We start from the raw sequence: 16,647 nt of genomic DNA on the forward strand, positions 1-16,647 counted from the left end.
GTCAGCGGTCAATGAAGTTGACATTCCCACGGCTCGATTTCCGGTTCCTCCGGGGGCAGCTCCCCGGTGCAATACCGGTAGATCCAGGCTGCGGCCCGGCGCTCCGCGTGCTTCTCGTTGACCGGTTCTCCCTGCTCGTCCAGTTCGAGGACGTTGGCGAAGATCGCGACACAGATCTCCATCTGGGAGGGCGACGCACGCAACTCCTCCCAGTAGTCGATCCCTTCCAGCAGCGGGTGGCTCACCGACCCCCGAGCGAGCCATCCAGCGAAGCGTCGCAGGGCTCCGGAAGCACCATGACTGAGATGCGAAGACATACGAGGAATCTAGCCACAGCCCTCCCAAATTGATTCGCCCTCCCGCCGCAGGAAACGACGGACTCTCATATCGTTACGGGACAAGCCTCAGGAGCGCGAGCCGTTCAATCGCGCCTGTAATCTCGCCGGTCCCAGTCCCGGTCCCAATCCCAGTCCCGGTCGGCGGAGGCGGTCGTGCGCTGCGCGGTGACCGCCTCCGCCTCCATCGTCGGGATCAGCGGCGGCCCCTGCCCGGTCGGGGTACTTCCAGTTCCTCCAGGCGGGGTTCGTCGCCGTCCAGGACTCGTTGCCAGGCCGTGCGGTAGAGGGCGGCGACGGGACCGGTGGGCACGATGACGCCCAGGGCGGCTTCCTCGCCGTCGAACAGGTCGTACAGCGCCACCTTCCACCGCTCCGTCGGAGTGTGCGGCTGCGGGAGTTGAGCCCAGCCGCCGGGCAGGAACAGTGAGCGTCCGGCTCGGCTGCGACTGCCATCGACCACAAGGTCGGTGGCGGCGAGTTCGGCACGGGCGGCCCGCAGCCGGGCCGTTCCACCGCGCTGCTTCGTCCAGCCCGTCCAGCTCGCGGTGTTGCGGTCGGTGGGATCCGGCATGGCGAGCAGCATCAGATAGATGACGGCGGCGTCCTCACCGATGCCGTACCGCTCGGCCACTTCACCGACGAGGTCGGGCACCGACCGGGCCGGGTCCTGCGGCCACCACAGACCGTCCGCGTCGCGCTCGCCCGCCACCGGGTTGCCGGGATCGGCGAGCAACTCCGCGAACCGCTGGTCGTGGACGAGGCGGAGGGAGGTCTCCCCGGGGCTCGGCCTCTTGCCGGCGAACAGTGCCGCCATGTGGGGGTCGCTCCCGGCCGGGTCCAGCAGCACCGGGGCGACCGCGGGCATGGGATCGTCGGCCCTGGCGGACACCACCACCGCGCCGTAGCGCACGAAGTCGCCGCCGGTCTCCGTGGGAGCCCCGGCAGCCCGGCGCAGGGCCTCCAGACCGACCCGTCTGCCGAGGCTGACCAACAGGTGCGGGTGGGCCAGCCGTTCACGTATCGCGGTCAGCACCGAGGGCAGGACGGCGCGAACCGGATCGCCGGCCGGAAGACGGTGGGCAAGCCAGGCAGCCAGGGCCACCGAACCGTTCAGGACGTCGGTGTCGAAGCCTGGCGTGTCCCCTTCGGAGCGGGGGTAGTAGCCATTGCCGATCGACCAGTTCAGGTCACGGGTCAACCGCGGTTCCGCCGCCACGTCCAGGAACCCACGCAACGCGTCGGACGGTTTCCACCACGAGGCGTGCTCCATCGAGCGGAACGCGTCGTGGAGCACCTCCTCGGGCAGGGGCGTCAGCCGGCCCACCCGCCGGTTGAAGACCTCCGCCGCCGCGGCCACGTCCGGGCCGTCCGTCCACAGCCCGGACGGCTCGGCGGGCAGCAGCGCCGAAAGGACGGCCTGCCAGACGCCGGAGTCCGCGAACTCCACAGAGTCGCAGCCCAGAGCCGCTCGGGCCACCCCCACATCGGCCGCCTTCACTCCGATGGCCTTCAGCGTCTCGGCGGGCACGGGCTTTTTCCCGTCGTCGGTCATCGGTACTCCGGCGACCACCAGCCGGGCCATGGTCGGAGTGACGCCGGTGAGCCGGGCGAACTCCTCGGCAGCGGCCGGGAACCAGGGCGCCGGGCCGCGCGCGGCCAGCTCGGTCCGGAAGGCCGTGAACCAGCCGGGCACCCATGTCCGCCCTGTGACGAACGGCTCGGCGGAGACCAGAGTGTACGGAGCGGGCGCCTCGAACCGGCCGGACGGATCGTGGAAGACCGCCCCGTACACCCGGCCCCCGTCGATGTGCTGCTCCGTGCCGAAGGGGAAGATGACGAACGCGCCGCCGTGCAGCGGGAGAACGTTCCCCGTGGACGTGTACCTCCCGGCGTCGGGCCCCTTGAAGTTGCTTTCGTCCAGGCGCAGTTCGACCCGGCGCCAGTGGTCCGGGTCCAGCACCGCGAGTTCCTGGGCGTCGAGTTCGGCGAGGAGCGCGTCCAGCGCCTCCCGGTGGTGGTCCACAGTGCCCGCCGTACCGGCCCGGAGAGCCACCAGCGCGGACAGTGTGGGCAGGTCCTCCCAGCCCATGGCGCGCAGACAACGCTGTTCGGGCAGGGCCAGGTGCAGACGCCCCGTCGGGACCGGCTCGGTGATGCCCCGCAGCGCCTCCCCGAACAGCCGCAGCAGCCGGAAGATGTCGTCCCCGCCGTAATAGCTGTACAACCTGCGGTACGCCCACCACCGGTCGCCGTTGACGCCGAGGCCCTGCAGTGCCGCGGTGAGCGTGCTGTCGTCGGGCTCGGCCCGTCGCTCCTCCTGGACATGCCCCGCGACGGCCGCGTCGAGCCGGGTGCGCGCCACGTCCAGGATGCGCTGCTGGTCGGCGGCGAACCGCAGCACCCCGGCGATGCCCGTGCGCAGTGCCTCGTGGGAGACCTGCGGCAGCAGGGTAAGGACCGCTCCGGCCAGCCGGTCCCGGCCGACTGCTCCCACGCGCTCCTCGTCCGTGCCGGTCGCGTTCTCGGCGCTGTCGGCATCCTTGGTGTTCACGGGCTCGGCTACGGCGGCCGTCAGCAGGGCCGTCGCGGTGTTCTCGTCGACCTTGCGGAGTGCCGCGGAGCCCTGCGGGTCGCGGGGCTGGAGCAGGTGCCAGTAGCGCAGGGGCGGCAGCAGGCGAGTGCCCGCGGTGAAGGGTCCGGCGGTCTGGTCCCGGGGGATCCCGGCCATCTCCACGCCGTCCGCGTTGAGAAGACGGATCTCGTTGTACTGCTTGCTCACCGCCATGGGCCGGTCGGCGCCGGGGAACTCCAGTGCCCACCGCGGGTTCTGGTAGGTCCCGGGCGGCACGACGACCGAGCGTCCGGCCAGGTCCTCGCCCCGCCGCGAGCCGTCGGGCAGCGTCACCACCCGCCAGCCGAGCAGCCCGTCCACCGGGGCGCACATCGGACTCGGTAGGGCGGAGGGGGCGGGCAGCAGCCAGCCCGCCGCGAAGGTGCTTCCCTCAGGGGCGGTGCGCACGCCCTCGGCGAACCAGTCCGGCAGCCCGGGTTCGCCCTGTGTGTTGCTGACCGGGTCGTACTCGAACCAGGTGTGGTCCCGCCGCTCGGGCCCCGCGTAGTCCCACACCCAGTACGACGTCCCGTCGCTGATCACCTGCCGAGCCGGTGGCACGACGGTGTCTCCTCGGCGCAGTACGCCGCCACCGGTGGCCCGGCCGCCTCCGGGGAACGGAATGGAGACGCGGCCCAGGTTGTCTCCCACACGGGAGGCACGGGAGTAGCCGGCGTATTCAACCGGCATCACCTGCGAAGGGTCCTGGTGCCAGTAACCCTCCCTGTCCGGCGAGACGTACGAACTCCACCAGACGAACAACTCGCCGTCCACGTAGTGACAGTTGGCATAGCTGGGGGAGCGCGTCAGCTTCTCGGGGAGGTTCAGCCTGTGCGTGAGCAGGGTGCCCTCCGCACCGATCACGCGGATCTGCAGGCCGAGCCGCACGATGAGATGCGGCCAGGCATCCATGACCTGGAAATTCTCCAGCGATTCCAGCTTTTCGGGCGCCGCCGCGACCGCCTCTTCCCAGGCGGGCCAGCCGAGTTCGTCGAGGATCCCGGTCCGCAGGGCGCGGGCGAGTGCCGGGGCGATGCCGGTGCTCAGCGCTTCTCGTACCGCCGTCTCGGCGACCGCCAGTACGTCTCCCGGCAGCCAGCTCAGCGTCCTGAGAGCACCGGAGTGACCGGCGTTCCCGGGAAGCTCCGCGGTGACGTACCACCGGCTGACCTCGCCCACCCATTCGGCGAGCATCGGCCGTGCACCGGGGCACTCGGCCAGGGCGAGGACGGTCCGCATGCCATCCTGTCTTTCCTCCTGGGGGCAGGCAGTGCGGAACGCCGGATGGAAGCGGGTGTCGGCTTCGAGGGCGACGAGATCGCGCCGTTGATCGCAGGCCGCCCACGCCCTCAGACCCATTCCCGCGCCCTCCCACGGATCCGCCAGCGGTATGCCCAGGGCCAGCAGCTGGTCGAGGAGATTCACATCACCGCACGGGGGCTGCAACGTGCTCTCGGATGTGGTGAGTTCGGTGCGCAGGGTGTCGGCCATGCGGTCGACGAGTGGATAGAACCCTGGCGGAGCGAGGTGCCGGTACTCGGCCTTGCACAGTTCCAGGAATCTGCGGGTCCAGCCTGCCGTGCCGTCGGCAGGACGCACTTCGGCGGGCAGGGTGGTGTCGCAGAGCCCGGCGGTGGCACCGGACTTCTCCAACAGGTCCAGCCACTGCGGCAGGTCCGCGAGTTCCCACCCCGAGGGCATCAGCTCCAGCAGGGTGCCGCGGACGGCGGGTTCCTGCCCGGCGAGTTCCAGCAGCGCCGGCCGGTGCGCCTTCCACCAGCCCGGCGGCGCCTTGACCGTGCCCGGCAGGGCCAGCATCTCGCGCAGATAGGCAACCTCCTGCGCGAGCGCGTCGCGGCCCGCGGCCGCCTTCGCCAGTCTGCGCAGATCACCCGCGCCCGGACTCGACGGAGGCAGCCCGTGCGCGGCCAGGCGCACGAAGAGCCCGCGCACATGCCGGAACGCCGTGGCGGCCGCAACCCGCGAGGACAGCCCCTTGGCGTAGCCGGAGAGCATCTTCGTCGGCACCGCCTCGGCCAGAGCGAACTCGAGGAACACCACGTCCATGCGCTCCTCGTCGAACGGCAGCGCGTGCGCCGTCTCCGCCCTGCGCGCGTTGACGAACATCTGCGACGCGTACGCCCTCTCCTCGGCCGCCAGGAACACCCGGCCCGCCTGCTCGTAGAAGGTCGGCAGGAAATGCGGCACCGAACCCGCCAGCCGCTCCCCGATCGACTCGTAGGCCGCCCGCGCCCTCTTCGGCCTGGACTTCACCGTCCGCGCCACCGCGTTCATCTCCTCCACCAGAGACATCGCCAGATGACCGTCCCAGGGATGATGAACCAGCACCCACTCCGGAAAGCCCAACGCCCGCGGCTGCCCCAGACCGACCTCCACCGGCCCGCCCTCCGGCTCAAGCCCGAGGAAACCGGCCCCCAGACCCCCTCCCTGCCCGTCGGCGACCAGCCGCACCACAATCCGGTCGTCCAGGCCCGGATGCCGGTAGGCCTGCGTGAACATCGCCACCGCCCGGTCACCACCCCCGGCCGTCCCCGGGGGCAGCACCGCACCGGCCCGCAACAGCTCCTGCGCGTCAGCCCCCGCCTGCGCCTGCGCCTGCGCCTGCGCCTCCGCCTGTGCCTGTGCCGTCGCATCGCCCCGGGCCACCGAGCCGTCGGCCACCGTGTCGTTCATGATTCCGTGCCTTTCGCGGCCGTGCGGCCGATCCCCTGGGCCCTGCTCATCCCTGTGCGCCGGTCGGTCGCCGCCGGTGCCGCTATGCCGCTCACGCGACATGGTCCGCAGCCACAGTGCGGCCCGCGTGCAGAGCCGCAGCCATCCGCATGCCCTCCGACCACGCCACCGGACCCACCTCCGACAACCGCAGCCGGTCCCACCCACGACGCCAGCTCAGATCACCGGTGTGACCCCCCTCGTCGTAATACGGATTGCCGATGTCCACCGACACGGTCACCACCCGCCCACCGTCCCGCACCCGGCCCGTGACACAGCCGCCCGACACCTTGTACCCCAGCGAAACAGCCCGCGCGGAGAGATGGAACCACGAGCCGTACTCAGCCCCGGCAAACTCGGAGACCGTCTCCGCTCCACCGTCGATGCCGTCCGGCCTGTGCCAGGTGGCACGATGGATCTGCTCGACCCCCTGCACCACCCCCAACTCCGCCGCGAACACCCGCAGTTCACCCAGATCCGGAAGCAGGACCGGATGCGGCATGGTCACCGTACGGCCAGACAGACGGACGGTCTCACCGTCCAGATCCACCACCCCAAGCCCACCCGAGGCATCGGCGTCCCGCAGAAAACCGACCTCGCCGCGGCCCTCACCCACCACCACCAGATCACGCAACGCCGACCGCCACGCCTCATCCGGCCACACCCGGGCCAGCAGACCGGCCGGAACCGGCAGCGAGGACACCATCCAGGTATCGACCTGCGCCACGCACTCCGCAGCATGCCGCTCCAGCCACTCGGCGAACCGCTGCAACTCGACCACTTCAGGCCGGTCCCGTAACTCCCCCGGCACCGTTCTCACCTGCCCTGCCGAGGACGTCTCCGCCGCGGACCGCGCCACCACCCGGCCCTCCACCAGAGCGATCTCATACCTGTCGCCCACAGCCAGCCAACCCATAAGTCTTCTCAGCCTCTTTCACCATTCGGAAACCGGCACAGCACGGCCGACAGTCCGAATCGGCCCACCCCACTGTGACGAGGTGCCAAAGACTAGGTGCACTCACTGACAGTTGACGTGCCGTCCATCCAATCGGGTGTTCGACTGTTCGGACGGCGTCACCTCGATCCACCAGATGCCCGGAGCGCAGCACGTCCACCTCTGTGAAGACGCCGCCATTCAGTCGGCCACGGTGGCCCGCTGACCTGGAGCCGCACGTGTTGCTTTCGACAGGATCGGTCACCTCGGCGCTGGGCTGCAGTAGGCCGTCGTGTTTCACCATCGCGGTGTCCGCGAGTCAAGGTGAGGGATGGGGCGTATCGCGGCGAGTGCCAAGAGTGCGCCGTCGTCGTCGTTGTAGGCGGCGAGGGTGGTCGCTTCCGGATGTTCGGAGCGGAAGTGACCGCAGCCGTTCCTCCGCGGCAGCGCCGGGCCCGTAGCTGAAATTGCTCACTCCAGCAGCCGCCTCTCCTTGGCGACCGCCACGGCCCCCGCCCGCGTCTCCACCCCCAACTTGCCGTAGATCCGCCCGAGATGGGTCTTGACCGTCGCCTCGCTGATGAACAGGGCTCGGGCGATCTCCCGGTTGCCCGAGCCGCGGGCGAGTTGTCCGAGGATCTCGTGCTCGCGCGGGGACAGGGTGGGACTCGGGCTGCGCAGCCGGGTCATCAACCGGTCGGCCACCGGGGCCGACAGAGCCGTGCGACCGGACGCCGCGTGGCGGATCGCCGTGAACAGTTCATCAGGGTGTTCGGCCTTGAGTAGATAGCCGGTGGCACCCGCCTCGATGGCCCGGGTGATGTCGGCGTCGGTGTCGAACATCGTGAGCACCAGGACCCGGGGGGCCGTCCCACCACACTCGGAGGTCAGGCGCCTGGTGGCGGTCACGCCGTCCATCCCGCCGTCGAGCTGGAGGTCCATCAGCACAACGTCCGGACTCAGCCGGGCAGCCATCGCGAGTGCCTCCTCGCCGGTGGCCGCCTCACCGACCACCTCGATGCCGTCGGCGCTGGACAGGAGGGCGCGCAGCCCCGCACGTACCACGGCGTGGTCGTCGCACAACAACAGCCGGACGGGCGTCACGGAACGGGCTCCTTGGGGGTGGTCGAGGGGAACAGGGGCGCGGACGCCAGGGGTGCCAGGGGGATCGCCGCCGACACGACGGTGCCCTCGCCCGGCGTGGACTCCACGGTGAGTGTGCCGCCCACCTGTGCGGCCCGGATACGCATGGCAGGCAGCCCGTGCCCGCGCGCGCTGTCCGGGGCCGGGCCGGACGAGGCGCGCGAGGAGTCCGCCTCGAATCCGCGCCCGTTGTCGGCGACGTCCAGCGAGATCTGGTCGTCCAGGCAGGTCAGGGTCAGCGCGGCCCGGGTCGCCGCCGCGTGTTCGCGTACGTTGGCCAGCGCCCCCTGGGCGATCCGCAGCAGCGCCGCCTCGACCCGTTCCGGCAGCCTGCCGGGCTCGCCGTCGAGCCGGAACTGCACGGTCACTCCAGGACCGCTCTCCCGGTCGGCGAGTACGGCGAGCGCGCCCGGCAGGGTGTCGTCGGCGAGGTCGGCCGGCGCCAGGTCGTGCACGAACCGACGGGCCTCCGCGAGGCTGCGGGAGGTGATCTCCGCCGCCCTGTGAACGTGCTCGCGGGCCGCGTCCGGGTCGGTCGGCCAGACACGCCCTGCGGCCTGGAGCAGCATTCGCTGACTCGACAGGCCCTGCGCGACCGTGTCGTGGATCTCCGCGGCCAGCCGCTGGCGCTCCGCCAGGACACCCGCCCGCCGTTCGGTGACAGCAAGGTTGTGACGCGTGTGGACCAGGTCCTCGATCAGGACGCGCTGCCGGGCCCCCTGACGCTGCAGATGCACCATCACGGCGGTGGCGACCGCGGCGACAGCGGGCGGGGCGATGACCATGTTGGGGTTCAACGCACCCTCGGCGACGCGTACTTGGGAGGCCACGACCAGCGCGGTGAGTACGGCCGCCACCGGCACCGCGATCCGCGGGGGCAGCGCGTGCAGACCCGCGAACAGCAGCGGCATCGCGCACCACGTGGCGCTCGGCGCGAGGGCCAGGAGCACCACCCAGACCACGGACACCGACCCCAGCCAGACCAGATGGCGCCTGGTCGGCGGCGAGCCGGAGGGCGGTGCCGGAGCCAGGAAGCGACCAAGGACGTACAGCAGACAGAAGACCGCGAACAGCGCCACCACCCACCCGGTACGCGCCCCGCCGGCGTCGCGGGTCAGGAAGCGGACGAACGAGGAGCCGAGCAGCAGGAAGAACGCGACGTGCACGACCGCGCCCAGCCAGCGCTCGTCCGGATCACTGTGGCTCATCCTCATCCTCATCCTCGTCCTCATCCTCCGTGTCTAACGCGTCGGACGCGGCACCGCATCAACCGATCGGCTGACGCGGCCGTCCCCCGAACCTCCGCAGGACCGCAGCCTGTTGACCGAGCCGACGGCACCGCTCCCGCACCGAGGCTCAAAGCACACCTTGTACCCCTCGGAAAGGCAGCGAGCACATGTCCCCGAAGAACCTCACCGCCAACCGCGCCGCCCTCGGCCACCGCATCAGCTACGCCCTGCGGCACCCGGACCGGGTGCCGCGCCATCTGACCCGCGCCGCCCGGGACCTGTGGCTGCGCCACCGTCACACCGACCACGTCTCCTACTACCGTGCCGTGATGCGCTCCGACACCCGGGTCGACCCGGACGCGGCGGTCGGCAGCCGCAGCCGTGAGCGATGGCTCGCGCTGGGGGCGATGCAGTTCGACTACCTTCTCGGCCACGGCCTGCACCGAGAAGACCGCATGCTGGAGATCGGCTGCGGCAACCTGCGGGCCGGCTGGCGGTTCATCCGGCACCTCGAGCCCGGGCACTACCACGGCATCGACATCTCGCCCGACATCCTCGTCGCCGCCCAGGACACCGTCGTGGAGATGGGCCTGCAACAGCAGCTCCCCACGCTGACCCCGGTCCGCGACCTGACGCTGCGGTTCCTGCCCGACGCACACTTCGACGTGGTGCACGCGCACAGCGTCTTCTCGCACTCGCCGCTCTCCGTCATCGACGAATGCCTGGCCCACGTCGGCCGGGTACTCGCCCCGGGCGGCTGGTTCGACTTCACCTTCGACCGCACCGAGGGCGAGGAACACCACGTCCTGCGGGAGGACTTCTACTACCGCACCGAAACGCTCACGGCCCTGGCCGAACAACACGGACTGCGGGCGCACTTCATGGACAACTGGGAGGAACTCCCGCACGGCCAGTCCAAAATCCGTGTGACCCATGGGGACCTCGGTCCCCGGTGAGACAGAGGACGTGGATGGGCCCGCCTCACTACTCCGCGAGCAGGCCCCTCTCGCACGTCGACCTGCCTCAGATCCAGGAATGCCCTCGCGGGGGTGGTTGATCACCGTGTCGGTCTCGTGCGGGGCTGGTCGAGCTCCTTCGCGAAAGGCACCGAGTCAGCCTTCAGGATCTCATTCGCCCGTCTCAACTCGGCTTTTTCCAAACAGAGTTGGGCTCCACGATGAGCACGGTGTCCTTGGCGAACCGCATGCGAGGCCGCAGGGCAAGCGCGGGACCGAGGTGATCGATGATCCGGTCGGCCACAGCATCGCGATCCTCTGTCTCCCCACCCACCAGCCCAGGCCACGCCGCAATCCTGTAGCAACGCCCATGTTCCGTCTCTACAGTCACCGCATGGCCACCGGAGACGAGCCCTCAAGTCAGCCCGACATCGTCGCCGCGATGCTCACCAACCAGACAAGCGCGTGCAAGCCAGCACGCGAGGCCATCGCCGCCGGCGCCGAGGTAACGGTTTGGGACAGGGAGGTGCCCCATTCGATGGTCGCCGGCATCGCCGCAGCGAGGTTGAGACGGTCGTTGGCCCGCGGCCTGCAGGAGATCATCGGCCTCGATGAGACCGTTGAGATCCTCGCGCGGCACCGCGGCGAGCAACTGCGTACCGGGATCATCGACGCAACCGATCGGCTCTGGTTCTTCACTCTGTACTTCGACGCCGCCGGGACCGAGCTCTTGGCGTGCAGCGGTGTCAAACGCTCTCGGAGGCCGAGCACGAAGGACTCGTTCGAGCCCTGAGCTGATCCGCAGCCGCCCTCTGCCCGACCGCAGCCGCTACTACCGGCAGAACCTGCAGACCCTCGGCTTCGAGGAGCAGGTCGTGGAGGCAGGCATGCTGCCACGGTGACACCTCGACGGCGAGAACCATCGCGGGTGGGCATACTCGGAATTTGGTCTTCTTGGTGGACGAACCGGGGCGGCTCCAGGGCAGTAGGCGGGGCCGTGACAGGATCTCTCCATGTCTACCAACGTCTTCTTCGACATCAACATTGACGGCAGCCCTGCGGGCCGGATCGTCTTCAAGCTGTACGACGACGTCGTCCCCAAAACGGCGCAGAACTTCCGTGAGCTGGCCACCGGCCAGCACGGCTTCGGATACGAGGGCTCGGGCTTCCACCGTGTCATCCCGGACTTCATGCTCCAGGGCGGCGACTTCACCCGCGGCGACGGCACCGGCGGCAAGAGCATCTACGGCCAGAAGTTCGCCGACGAGAACTTCAAGCTCAAGCACGACAAGCCGTTCCTGCTGTCGATGGCGAACTCCGGCCCCAACAGCAACGGCTCGCAGTTCTTCATCACCACGGTGCTCACCCCGTGGCTGGACGGCAAGCACGTGGTCTTCGGCGAAGCCGTCGAGGGCCAGGACCTGGTGAAGAAGATCGAGTCCCTCGGCTCGCGTTCCGGTGCCACCCGCGCGAAGATCGAGATCGCTTCCTCAGGCGTCCTGGAGAAGTAGCGCCTTCGCCCCGGGCGGCGGGGCCGGCTCGACGCAGGCTGTCTGGCCGCGCATCCGCCCGCTCGGCCCGGGGCCGCCACGGCAGCACCCGAGTCGGGCGCATCATCATTCTGCTCGCGCCAGCCACTCGCGTGCCTCGGCCGAGCAGCGGGTGGCACGCCAAGAACGTCGGTCGATGCCCGAGGACTCGGGTATCGATCACGTGAGCGCTCCTCATCGCTGGCAACAAGGGCGACAACGTGAGCGCCCTGGAGCCCGACGGCAAGGTCCCCGAGACCAACGGACCCGACCCGTCACCACCGACGAGGTCCAGAGCTGCTAGACGCGACCGCAAAGGTCCGCCCACGCCCCCGCGCTGGTCGGCTCGGGCAGTCTGCTCCACGGAGCCCCCGAACTGGTCCAGCGCGTACGGGACATACGAGGCGACGGGCCCGGCGAGGTCACCGGCGTCGTGGCCCGCCTCGTCGACTTCCGCACGATGCTCGGCGACCGGGCACCCTGGGTCGCCGTGCTCGGGCACCGCACTCGACGTGGTGGTCTGGGTTTCCAGGACGGGCATCTGGCCTCGGTGCTGGGCTCCCAGGAACTCGGCGCACTGAGCCTGACCGCACCTCAGCTGACCGTTGCGATCGCCTTCCGACTCGCCATGGACTACGAGCTTGTTCATCCTCGCCAGGACGCGCGAGACCTGGATACAGAGCGGCGACGACCGCAGAGCCGTCGTGACGGGGCTACGCCGTTCCTGTCACCGGGTCACCGGGTCACCTGCCCACGAGCGACGGCTACCACCAGGTCGTCCACAGTCACAACGGCAAGGCACCGGCTGACTCCCCCTGATACGTGTTCGGGGCCCAGTCCGGTGACCGGGCCCCGAACGCGTACCGGCCCTCTCACCCACACCGTCGAACCTTCCGTACCCGCGGTTCCGTGTACCTCTTGAAGTCCGCCGGGTGGCGGACGACAAACGACGGACGACGAGGGGAGCGTGTGATGGGCAACCGCGAAGGCGTGTGCGGGTCAGTTCGTCGTGGCGGGGTCCCTCGGTGTCATGCGGGCCCGCAGCGCGTTGAGGGCGTAGTGCTGGCGCGACTTGACCGTTCCGGCGGGGATCCTGAGGATGTGGGCCGTCTCCTTGATGGTCCGGCCGCACAGATAGGTGTGCACCAGCACCTCCCGGTGGTCGTGGGAGAGCTGGCGCAGCAGGGAGGTCGTCTCGACGGAGAGCAGCACGGATTCGGAGTGATCGGGCAGGACGACGTCACGGTTGTCGATGCCGACGCACTCCCGGCGGACGGAGGCACTGCGCATGCGGTCGACAATCAGGTTGCGCGCGACGGTCAGCAGCCAGCCCCGCACGGATCCCTCGGTGCTGTAGAGGCGTTCCGTGTGCGGCCACGCACGGATGAGGGTCTCCTGAACTATGTCCTCCGCGGTGTGCCGGTCGCTCAGCAGCTTCTCCGTGTAGGCGAGCAGCGCCGTCGTGTGGTCGGAGACCAGCTCGTCGAGCAACTGCTCCTGATGCGCGGGCGAGGCGGTCTCCGCGACGGTGATCGTGTTCATCTTCCCGTTTCTGAGGGGGAGTTCGGTGCGCTCCTCTCCCTCACGCCGGGTGCCCGTACTCGCACCCGGATACGCGGCGAGCAGGGGAACGCGGCCGCGGTGGGGTGACCGGTACGGCATACGCGGGGAAGGGGCTTAGGGGCCCCGAAGAAGCGGAGCGGTGAGCGTAGGCAGGGCCCTCTTCCGAAACTGTGACGGTTTTCTGACGCCGGATCGGAATGTTCCGGACCGGACGATCCGTACCGATTCGGATCGATCCGCGCCGATCCGCACCGCTCCGTCCTGGCGGGCCACTCCACCGTCAGCAGTGACCTGGCTGCTCCCCAGCGCCGGCAGCGACCGCGTCCTTCAGTTTCCCGCGCACCGCCTCGGCGTCCGGGTGGCCTATGTCGTCGAGAATGTCCAGTGCCTGACGCCGCGCGTCCGCGGCCCGTTCGTGCTCCCCCGCCGCGTGGTGGGTGTCGCCGATGTGGACGAGCGTGTCCGCCTCCAGGTAGCGGTCGCGGATCGTCCTGTAGAGCTGCAGGGCGTGCTCGTAGCACGTCAGTGCGCGGTCGTGTTCGTGCAGGTGGTGGTGGGCGTAGCCGAGGCTGTCCCACGCCGCGGCCGCACCGTTGCGGTCGCCGATCTCCTGGTGGACGGCCAGGGCCCGGCCGCACTCCTCCAGCGCCTTCCTGTACCGGCCCGTCAGGATGTGGGTCCAGCCGACCTCGTTGGCCACGCTGGCCTCCCCGCTGCGCCGTCCGGCCTCGCGGTAGAGGACAGCCGCCTGGGCGTAGTGCTCCAGGGCCTCCTCGTGGCGGCCGCGCGCGTTGGCGAGGAAGGCCGCGTAGCGGTGCACGCGCCCCTGTCCGGCCTGGTCCCCGATGTCGGCGAACAGGTCCAGGGCGCGGGCCAGATGCCCGGCCGCGTCCTCCCAGCGCTCCAGTCGGCCGTTGGCGAAGCCGAGCGCCCGGTGGGTGTGAGCCTGTCCGCGCAGGTCGCCGAGCCGCTGTGCCGCCCGCGCCGCCGTCGTCTGGGCGATGAACTGTTCCTGACGGTGGCCGTTGCGGTCGAGGTACAGCTCGATGGTGGCCGCGAGCTGCCAGCTCTGTTCGCCGCAGCCGCGCCGGGCGCTCTGCTCGACGGCGGCGAGCAGCACGGACCGGTTGGTCTCCAGCCACTCGGCGGCGCGGGTCTGGTCGGCGAATTCCGACACGATCGTTCCGGGCAGGGGCGGGTCCAGGGTGAGGCGTTCCCGGCTCGGCGCGAGGACGCCGTCCGCCGCGTGCGCGCTGTGCAGGTAGTGGTCGAACATGCGGCGCCGGGCCGCCCTCCGCTCCGGCGGGGCGTCCAGCGCCTTGCCCAGTTCGGTCCCGTAGGCGCGCAGCAGTTCGTGGCAGCCGAAGCGTCCCGGCCTGGTCTCCGACACCAGGTGGGCCCGGCTCAGCTCGGCCAGCAGCGGCCGAACCTGGTCGCGGCGCTGTCCGGCCAGGCTCGCGGCGGCGGCAACTGAGCAGTCGTCGCCCGGATGGAGCGCGAACAGCCGGAACATGCGTGCCGCTTCCGGGCTGAGGAGTCGGTACGACCACGAGAAGGCGCTGCGGGCGTCGGCGGTGGGTGCCTCGCCGGAGAATGCCTGGAGGCTGCCCTCGCTCTCCGCCAGTTCCTCGGCGATCCCGGACAGCGGGAAGGCGGGGTTGATCGCGGCACGGGCGCTGACGACGGCCAGTGCGAGCGGCAGGCCCCCGCACGCGGCGGCGATGGCGCGGGCAGCGTGCGGGTCCCGCGCTATCCGGTCGGGCCCGAGGCGGTCGGAGAGGAACCGCAGGGCGTCGTCCTCGCCGAGGACGTCCAGCGTCAGGGAGTGCGCGCCCTCGGCGGCCACCAGTCCGTACAGCTGGTGCCGGCTCGTGACGACGACGAGGCACCCGGGCGCTCCGGGCAGCAGCGGACGTACGTGCTCGGTGTCGCGGGCATTGTCCAGCACGATCAGCACACGGCGCCGCGCGAGCAGGCTGCGGTAGAGGGCTGCCTGCGCGTCCAGCCCGGCGGGGACACGCTGGGCGGGCACCCCGAGGGCGTCGAGGAAGGAGCGGATGGCCTCGGCCGGGCTCATCACCGTTCCGCTGGGGTGGAAGCCGCGCAGGTCGACGTACAACTGGCCGTCCGGGAAGTGGTCGGCCACCTGGTGCGCCCAGTGCACGGCGAGGGCGGTCTTGCCGACACCGGCCATGCCGCCGATCGCGCTGATGACCACCGTAGGGGCCGAATAGCCCGGCAGCAGCCCACGGAAACGGGCGAGTTCGTCGCGCCGGCCGGTGAACGCGGGCAGTTTCGCGGGGAGTTGGGCGGGCGGGACGACGAGTGACATCCGGTGGTCGATGTCGAACGGCTCGGCTGTCTCGTTCTCCCGGCCGGTGCCGGCCGTCTCTGTCGGCGCGTCCGCGCTCGTGTGGTCGGCGGGTCGCGTTTCCTCGGCAGGGGCCGCGTCGTCCCAGGCGTATGTCTGTGCCAGCACCTGCCGTTGCGCGTCCTGGAGTTCCGGGCCGGGCTGGACGCCCAGATCGTCGGCGAGGCGGGCGCGGACGATCCGGTAGACCTCCAGGGCTTCGGCCTGGTGGCCGGTGGCGGCGAGCATCAGGATCAGCCGGGCCTGCAACGCCTCGTCGAGCATGTGCAGGGCGGCGGCCTGACGCAGGGTCACCAGCACACGTGCGCGCAGTTCCCGCCCGGTCTCCAGCGCCCGCTCGGCCGCCTGCTTGACCGCGGCCAGGTGTTCGCCGTCCACCGCGCCGAAGGCGGGATGAGCCCGTACCTCCGGCGGTATCCCGGACGCCGTGGGGCCTCGCCACAGGGTCAGGGCCTCCACCAGCAGTTCGGTGGCCTCGGCCGGTTCCCCGGTCCCGGACGCGCGCTCCCGCAGGTGCCGGAAGCGCAGCAGGTCGAGGGATTCGGGGTCGGCGTCCAGGCGGTAGCCGCCCGATGCCCGCACCAGCCACCGTGACGTTCCCCTGCTCGGCATGTCGGGTTCGAACAGGCGGCGCAGTGCCCCGATGTGACGGTGCACGACGTTCACTGCGCTGTCCGGCGGGTTCTGGCTCCACAGGGCGTCGACGATCTCGTGCGTACCGACCGGGTGGTTGGGTTGCGCGAGGAGGAACGCGAGCAGCGCGCGCTGCTTGGGCGGTCCCAGTTCGAGCTCGATCCTGCCCCGCCAGGCCCTCAGCGGGCCGAGCACGGTGAAACGCGTATGCACAGTGGTCCCTCGTACCGACAAGCGGAGCGGATGAGGGTCGACGACGCCCCGGTCACGGGCGTGAGCCGACGGGCCGGGTCCGCTCCGCTCGACGGGACCGGGCCGAGGGGAGCCTACCCCCATCGGTGCGCCGTGCCGCCGCCCCGGCGGCACTCCTCCGGCGGCTGTCCCGAGCGGGGAAATCGATGCCGTCTGCAGCCGTTCCGGCCGCTTCCGGGCCGCCCGTGCAAGAGCGGTTCACCGTTCCGGCAGCCGCATCCCTCGTGAAGCGCCGCGGCGGCGAAGCTCAGTCAACGGCCCACGGGTTCCGTCGCCAGTGCTCTGACCGCGTTGGTTCGCCGGGTTGGTGGTCGTGGCGGTTGGCCGTGCGGTGACGTCCGATCCGACTGCTGGA

General features: G+C 70.5%; 10 protein-coding genes and 1 pseudogene. 3 read left to right on the top strand and 8 right to left on the bottom strand.

Translation table 11 applies throughout. From position 1 onward, the window contains the following. Positions 1–8: 8 nt before the first annotated feature. The 5 genes from ACFWXQ_RS05955 to ACFWXQ_RS05975 all read right to left on the bottom strand — a co-directional run bounded on the left by ACFWXQ_RS05955 (position 9) and on the right by ACFWXQ_RS05975 (position 8,967). Positions 9–317, bottom strand: coding sequence for a hypothetical protein (locus ACFWXQ_RS05955; protein ID WP_383956902.1), 309 nt, complete (start codon positions 315–317; stop codon positions 9–11). Between the two features lie 214 nt (positions 318–531). Continuing rightward, positions 532–5,643, bottom strand: coding sequence for a DNA-binding protein (locus ACFWXQ_RS05960; RefSeq protein ID WP_386267636.1), 5,112 nt, complete (start codon positions 5,641–5,643; stop codon positions 532–534). A 91-nt stretch (positions 5,644–5,734) separates the two neighbouring features. Further along, the gene (locus ACFWXQ_RS05965; protein ID WP_383954783.1) at positions 5,735–6,598 is read right to left on the bottom strand and encodes a DUF4132 domain-containing protein; all 864 of its coding nucleotides are present in this window, start codon (positions 6,596–6,598) and stop codon (positions 5,735–5,737) included. 489 nt (positions 6,599–7,087) lie between these two features. Further along, positions 7,088–7,720: a response regulator gene (locus tag ACFWXQ_RS05970; RefSeq protein ID WP_383954781.1), complete on the bottom strand. Its 633-nt coding sequence runs from the start codon at positions 7,718–7,720 to the stop codon at positions 7,088–7,090. Continuing rightward, the gene (locus tag ACFWXQ_RS05975; protein WP_383954779.1) at positions 7,717–8,967 is read right to left on the bottom strand and encodes a sensor histidine kinase; all 1,251 of its coding nucleotides are present in this window, start codon (positions 8,965–8,967) and stop codon (positions 7,717–7,719) included. The genes ACFWXQ_RS05970 and ACFWXQ_RS05975 overlap by 4 nt, the downstream gene beginning before the upstream one ends. Before the next feature lie 188 nt (positions 8,968–9,155). On the opposite strand from ACFWXQ_RS05975, the gene ACFWXQ_RS05980 reads away from it, so the two are divergent. Further along, positions 9,156–9,944: a class I SAM-dependent methyltransferase gene (locus ACFWXQ_RS05980; protein WP_383954777.1), complete on the top strand. Its 789-nt coding sequence runs from the start codon at positions 9,156–9,158 to the stop codon at positions 9,942–9,944. Positions 9,945–10,158: 214 nt separating this feature from the next. Here the strand turns inward: ACFWXQ_RS05980 and ACFWXQ_RS05985 are convergent. After that, a pseudogene (locus ACFWXQ_RS05985) lies at positions 10,159–10,251 on the bottom strand (IS5/IS1182 family transposase); the annotation flags it as partial. A gap of 87 nt (positions 10,252–10,338) precedes the next feature. Between ACFWXQ_RS05985 and ACFWXQ_RS05990 the strand changes: the two are divergent. Beyond that, on the top strand, positions 10,339–10,737 hold the full coding sequence (locus tag ACFWXQ_RS05990) for a hypothetical protein (RefSeq protein ID WP_383954775.1): 399 nt from the start codon (positions 10,339–10,341) through the stop codon (positions 10,735–10,737). Positions 10,738–10,957: 220 nt separating this feature from the next. Then, positions 10,958–11,455, top strand: a complete 498-nt coding sequence (locus tag ACFWXQ_RS05995; RefSeq protein ID WP_383954773.1) for a peptidylprolyl isomerase — start codon at positions 10,958–10,960, stop codon at positions 11,453–11,455. Between the two features lie 1,017 nt (positions 11,456–12,472). Here ACFWXQ_RS05995 and ACFWXQ_RS06000 read toward each other — a convergent pair. Next, a complete protein-coding gene (locus ACFWXQ_RS06000) occupies positions 12,473–13,015 on the bottom strand; it encodes a sigma-70 family RNA polymerase sigma factor (protein ID WP_383953318.1) in 543 nt (180 codons plus the stop codon). A gap of 301 nt (positions 13,016–13,316) precedes the next feature. Further along, positions 13,317–16,253 carry a BTAD domain-containing putative transcriptional regulator gene (locus tag ACFWXQ_RS06005; protein ID WP_383953316.1) on the bottom strand — a complete coding sequence of 979 codons (2,937 nt, stop codon included), beginning with the start codon at positions 16,251–16,253 and terminating at the stop codon, positions 13,317–13,319. Positions 16,254–16,647: the final 394 nt, after the last annotated feature.

Source organism: Streptomyces sp. NPDC058697, assembly GCF_042715345.1.
Classification (GTDB): Bacteria; Actinomycetota; Actinomycetes; order Streptomycetales; family Streptomycetaceae; genus Streptomyces; species Streptomyces liliifuscus.

Bases quoted from the DNA above. Each gene is read 5' to 3' on its own strand.
- ACFWXQ_RS05995 (WP_383954773.1), top strand. From the start codon at position 10,958: ATGTCTACCAACGTCTTCTTCGACATCAACATTGACGGCAGCCCTGCG.
- ACFWXQ_RS05960 (WP_386267636.1), bottom strand. From the start codon at position 5,643: ATGAACGACACGGTGGCCGACGGCTCGGTGGCCCGGGGCGATGCGACG.
- ACFWXQ_RS05975 (WP_383954779.1), bottom strand. From the start codon at position 8,967: ATGAGCCACAGTGATCCGGACGAGCGCTGGCTGGGCGCGGTCGTGCAC.
- ACFWXQ_RS05965 (WP_383954783.1), bottom strand. From the start codon at position 6,598: ATGGGTTGGCTGGCTGTGGGCGACAGGTATGAGATCGCTCTGGTGGAG.
- ACFWXQ_RS05955 (WP_383956902.1), bottom strand. From the start codon at position 317: ATGTCTTCGCATCTCAGTCATGGTGCTTCCGGAGCCCTGCGACGCTTC.
- ACFWXQ_RS06000 (WP_383953318.1), bottom strand. From the start codon at position 13,015: ATGAACACGATCACCGTCGCGGAGACCGCCTCGCCCGCGCATCAGGAG.
- ACFWXQ_RS05980 (WP_383954777.1), top strand. From the start codon at position 9,156: ATGTCCCCGAAGAACCTCACCGCCAACCGCGCCGCCCTCGGCCACCGC.
- ACFWXQ_RS05990 (WP_383954775.1), top strand. From the start codon at position 10,339: ATGGCCACCGGAGACGAGCCCTCAAGTCAGCCCGACATCGTCGCCGCG.